6 protein-coding genes are annotated in these 3,571 nt (G+C 63.0%); 3 read left to right on the top strand and 3 right to left on the bottom strand.

Annotated elements, in window-relative coordinates:
• The gene (locus A8G08_RS07180) at positions 1–552 is read right to left on the bottom strand and encodes a YaeQ family protein (RefSeq protein ID WP_068272068.1); all 552 of its coding nucleotides are present in this window, start codon (positions 550–552) and stop codon (positions 1–3) included.
• A 79-nt stretch (positions 553–631) separates the two neighbouring features.
• Here A8G08_RS07180 and A8G08_RS07175 point away from each other — a divergent pair, with 79 nt between their 5' ends.
• Positions 632–1,141, top strand: a complete 510-nt coding sequence (locus tag A8G08_RS07175) for a hypothetical protein (RefSeq protein ID WP_157108445.1) — start codon at positions 632–634, stop codon at positions 1,139–1,141.
• 124 nt (positions 1,142–1,265) lie between these two features.
• Positions 1,266–1,757, top strand: coding sequence for a hypothetical protein (locus tag A8G08_RS07170; RefSeq protein WP_157108444.1), 492 nt, complete (start codon positions 1,266–1,268; stop codon positions 1,755–1,757).
• Here A8G08_RS07170 and A8G08_RS07165 read toward each other — a convergent pair.
• Together A8G08_RS07165 and A8G08_RS07160 are read right to left on the bottom strand one after the other, a co-directional pair.
• Positions 1,739–2,281, bottom strand: a complete 543-nt coding sequence (locus A8G08_RS07165) for a hypothetical protein (RefSeq protein ID WP_068272056.1) — start codon at positions 2,279–2,281, stop codon at positions 1,739–1,741. The two genes, A8G08_RS07170 and A8G08_RS07165, sit on opposite strands and share 19 nt — an antisense overlap.
• A gap of 100 nt (positions 2,282–2,381) precedes the next feature.
• Entirely contained in the window at positions 2,382–2,633 is a 252-nt protein-coding gene (locus tag A8G08_RS07160; protein ID WP_068272053.1) for a hypothetical protein, read from the bottom strand.
• 394 nt (positions 2,634–3,027) lie between these two features.
• Here A8G08_RS07160 and A8G08_RS07155 point away from each other — a divergent pair, with 394 nt between their 5' ends.
• A complete protein-coding gene (locus A8G08_RS07155; protein WP_068272062.1) occupies positions 3,028–3,432 on the top strand; it encodes a PPOX class F420-dependent oxidoreductase in 405 nt (134 codons plus the stop codon).
• The last annotated feature ends 139 nt before the right edge of the window (positions 3,433–3,571 follow it).

Raw genomic sequence — 3,571 nt, 5'->3', positions numbered from 1 at the left:
TCACTGCAATGGCTCGGGCGTGAAGGTGACGTCGACTCCGCCTACGGTCATCGTCACCTGACCTTCGATCACCATCACCTGCGCCGAGACCCGTCGATCGACAGTCTGGGCCAGTTGCTGCACCGGTGCGTGCGGTATCTGCACCACCGATAGGTTCGGCAGCCCCGCTACTTTGGGGCCGATGGTGCGCCACCAGGTGGCCACGCCGGCGGCGAACGGGAACAGCAGCACCTGGTCGGCCTGGCTGGCCGCCTTGCCCAAGGCGCGTTCGTCGGGCTGGCCGACGTTGATCCACTCCAGGATCCGGCCGGTGTAGTCGGCGAGCCGCAAGTCCGGTACGCCAGGGGTGGACAGGCCCGCCCCGAACGCCAACTCACCGTCGACGTCGCTGAGTCGGTGAGCGCGCAGCCCAAACGCCAACAATCGCACCACCATCCGCTCATCGGTCTCACTGGGATGACGGGCCACGGTCAGCGTGTGATCGGCGTAGTAGCCGTGATCGACATCGGAGACGCCAAGTTCGACTTTGAATACTGTTGCAGAAAGGGCCACGTCATAGTGTCCACCCTGGTGGTGTACGCCGAGCAGTCGGGGCGACTGTGCGATGAAGGACGAGCGAAGGGAGGCGTGCATGGGAAGCGGCTTTCACGCTCGATGGAACCTACATTTCGAGTTCTCCGCAGCGAAAGAGCTGATTGCGCTGCTGAGAAATTCATTGGCAGCGGTCGCACGGGACGTTGAATGCTTCGACATGCTGGCGGACTACCAGAGTTTGACCTGGACCGTGCGGCAGCGTGTCGCGAGTCCGGACACGGTCGTAGGCCTCGTTGTGATGATTTCTAGGCGCGGCCAGGACCTTTACGGATTTGGCCTGCCTACGGACCTCGACCCACAGCTGGCGACCTATCGACTCGCCGACGAGTTTCAGAACCAAGTCCTCGATGACTACATCCAATGGCCAACGCGCGATGGACTGCTCCTGTCCGCCCGCACTTCCGAGGAACGTGGAGTCAGTGTCTGGCACCGAAAGGGCATGCCCGTCATCGAGATTGGCAATCTATGCAAGCTCATTGACATGAAGAAGTGTACTGAGAGCACGTCGAGTCCGATCAACGTCACCATTAGTCACACGGAGAGGTGATGAACCGGGCTTACTGGTAAGCCTGCATACTTGATCGCGACATATTCACCCGGCGGTACGGCTCTCAGGTGCTATCGAAGTGGCGAAGCGGTCGGCCGGGGCGGTCGGCATTAGTGTTGATTCTGTGCGGAACCCCTGGTTGTTCGACCGGCGCGAGCAGGTATTGACGGCTGTGTGGACGCCGGCGAGGGGGATCACTGATCTCACTGCGGATCTGCCTGACGATTGGTTGGCAGCCGTACACCGTCTCGGACACGACCTTCACGTCCGCCAGTACGGTGGGCACCTCGACCACGTCCACTGGGTCGGCGAGTACGACGAAGTCTTTGGGACAGTTCTAATTCTCACCAATGTCACGCCGCGTGATCGGGCGCCGAACGGTCTGGGCGGCCACACAGGCGCGTCACTCGACAGCGATCAGGACACAATCGTCAGCAATATCGCCGACAGCGTTCAAGACTCTGTTGGCGACGCCGGAATCGCTTGGCCGTGGGGAGATGTGGGGAGCATTCTGCGCCCGTGCATCGAGGACAACATCGCAGTCTGGTACGACGGTCGTCAGGGGCGCGCGGTCGCGCCCATCGGTGACTTGAACGATCACGTTTCAGCGTACTGATCTGGCGACAGTTCCAACCTGCGTCGCGCAATTATGACCTTCATTTTTTTCTGCTCCGCGGGGGGAGATTTGTCGTCCGATTGGCGTCGCGTCGCGGCGTATCTTGCGTATGGGTCGGCAGCGATCGCGGCGTGACGGTGGGCAACGGCGTAGCTGTAGCCGAGCATCTCGGCGACCAGCGGTGGCGGTACCTCGGTGACGAGGGCGCGTATTGCGGTGTTGCGGGCGCCGAGGAGGTCGACCCCGAGGCTGCGGAGTCGGTCCATGAGGGTGTTGGGATGCAGGTGGGTGCCTGGCCGATACCCCGGGCAGAGCCAGGCGCTTGTGGTCCCTGCACTGGTCCGCAGGTTGGGTCGGTGTGTGAGGTGCTCCTCGACGAGCTCGGCGAAGGGGGCTGGCAGCGGTACGGGTTCTTTGCCGAGCGCGAGACGCAGTCCGCTGGGCGTATCGATGATGTCGGTGGTCTGTAGTGCGGCGATCTTGGTCAGGGGCTGGGCGTAGAGCAGCAGCAGGATGCCGGCCACGCGGTAGGGAAGGGATTCGGCTGTGCCGGTGAGTAGTTCGCGTATCGAGCGCAGGACCGTGTCGATGACCTCGTGGTGCGGGAATGGTGGGGACGTGAGCTCAGTTTGTTATCGCAACGCTGATCGTTTGCTCCTCGGCGGAGGCATCGATGGTGACGGTGGGAGCGTTGGCCCGGATTCCGATGAAGGACTGTGCGATCGCGTCGCTGCTCGGATGGCTCAGAACCTCGATGATCGTCGATGGGTCTGCGTCGGGGGTCAGCCGATGCGGGGTGTGCGGGCCACTCCCGTCCTGGTTCGTATCTACGGTGAACAGATCCACTTGCAGGACACAGGTTCCCGAGATGGTCACGGCCGTGTGTCCGATTGTCGAAGCAGTGGCTGCGCCACGAAGCGGACGCTCCATCCCACCAGTGCGTCTTTGCCGAGGACGAAGGCTGCGGTCGTGCCGTTTTCGGTGGGCCGTAGTTCGATGGAGTCGAGCGACGCGCGGACCGGATCGGCGGGACTGCGACAGCCGGCGACTGTTCTGCCATGCCCCGACGGTATGCATTCCCGAGTCTTGCCGGGCGAGAATGTCGGGGCGATCCGACGGAGGCGACGGGGGATCCTCGCCTCGGCGCGATCGGGCGGTCGGTTCCAGTTGGTTGCGTTCGATGATTTCGGGCGCCGATAGTTGCCGGTTGACCGACCGCGCCGATTACGGAACGCTTCAGAGGTGCATCGTCTTCCACGGAGGGGGAAACGTGACCGAACCGGTGCCACCGGAGTTGACCGCGTTCGTCGAAGAGAAGGTAGTCCTCCTGCAAACCCGCAAACGCGACGGCAGCTGGGTCGATACCCCGATGAACATCGCGGTGACGGGTGATCGTGCCTATTTCCGCACCCCGGCGAAGGCATCGAAGAACAAGCGGCTGCGCAACTTTCCCGATGTACGGATCCGTCCCTGCACCTGGTCGGGGCGGCCGACCGGGCCGCCGATGTCAGCCACGGCGCGGCTCCTCACCGGCGACGAGTCGACCGCAGCAGGCCGGTTGATCGATCGAAAGTATCCTGTGCTGCAGCGGATAATGGTGCGGTTGGCACACAAGGCCCTGCGCACTGCCACTCTGCACTACGACTTGACGAACCTGCACACGCCCACGGACTAGCGGAATGACGGGCCGTCGCAGCTGTGCTCCCCACACGCGAGGTATCGGACCAGTCGGGACAAGTTGAGGTGACCCGGGTACGGGCGCACTTGACCGAGATTTTGGGTGTGGCGGGCCGAAATCCTTCTGCGTGCTTCGG

This window comes from Aldersonia kunmingensis (assembly GCF_001646865.1).
In the GTDB taxonomy this organism is placed as follows: domain Bacteria; phylum Actinomycetota; class Actinomycetes; order Mycobacteriales; family Mycobacteriaceae; genus Aldersonia; species Aldersonia kunmingensis.
This window is presented reverse-complemented; position numbering and strand designations above follow the sequence as displayed.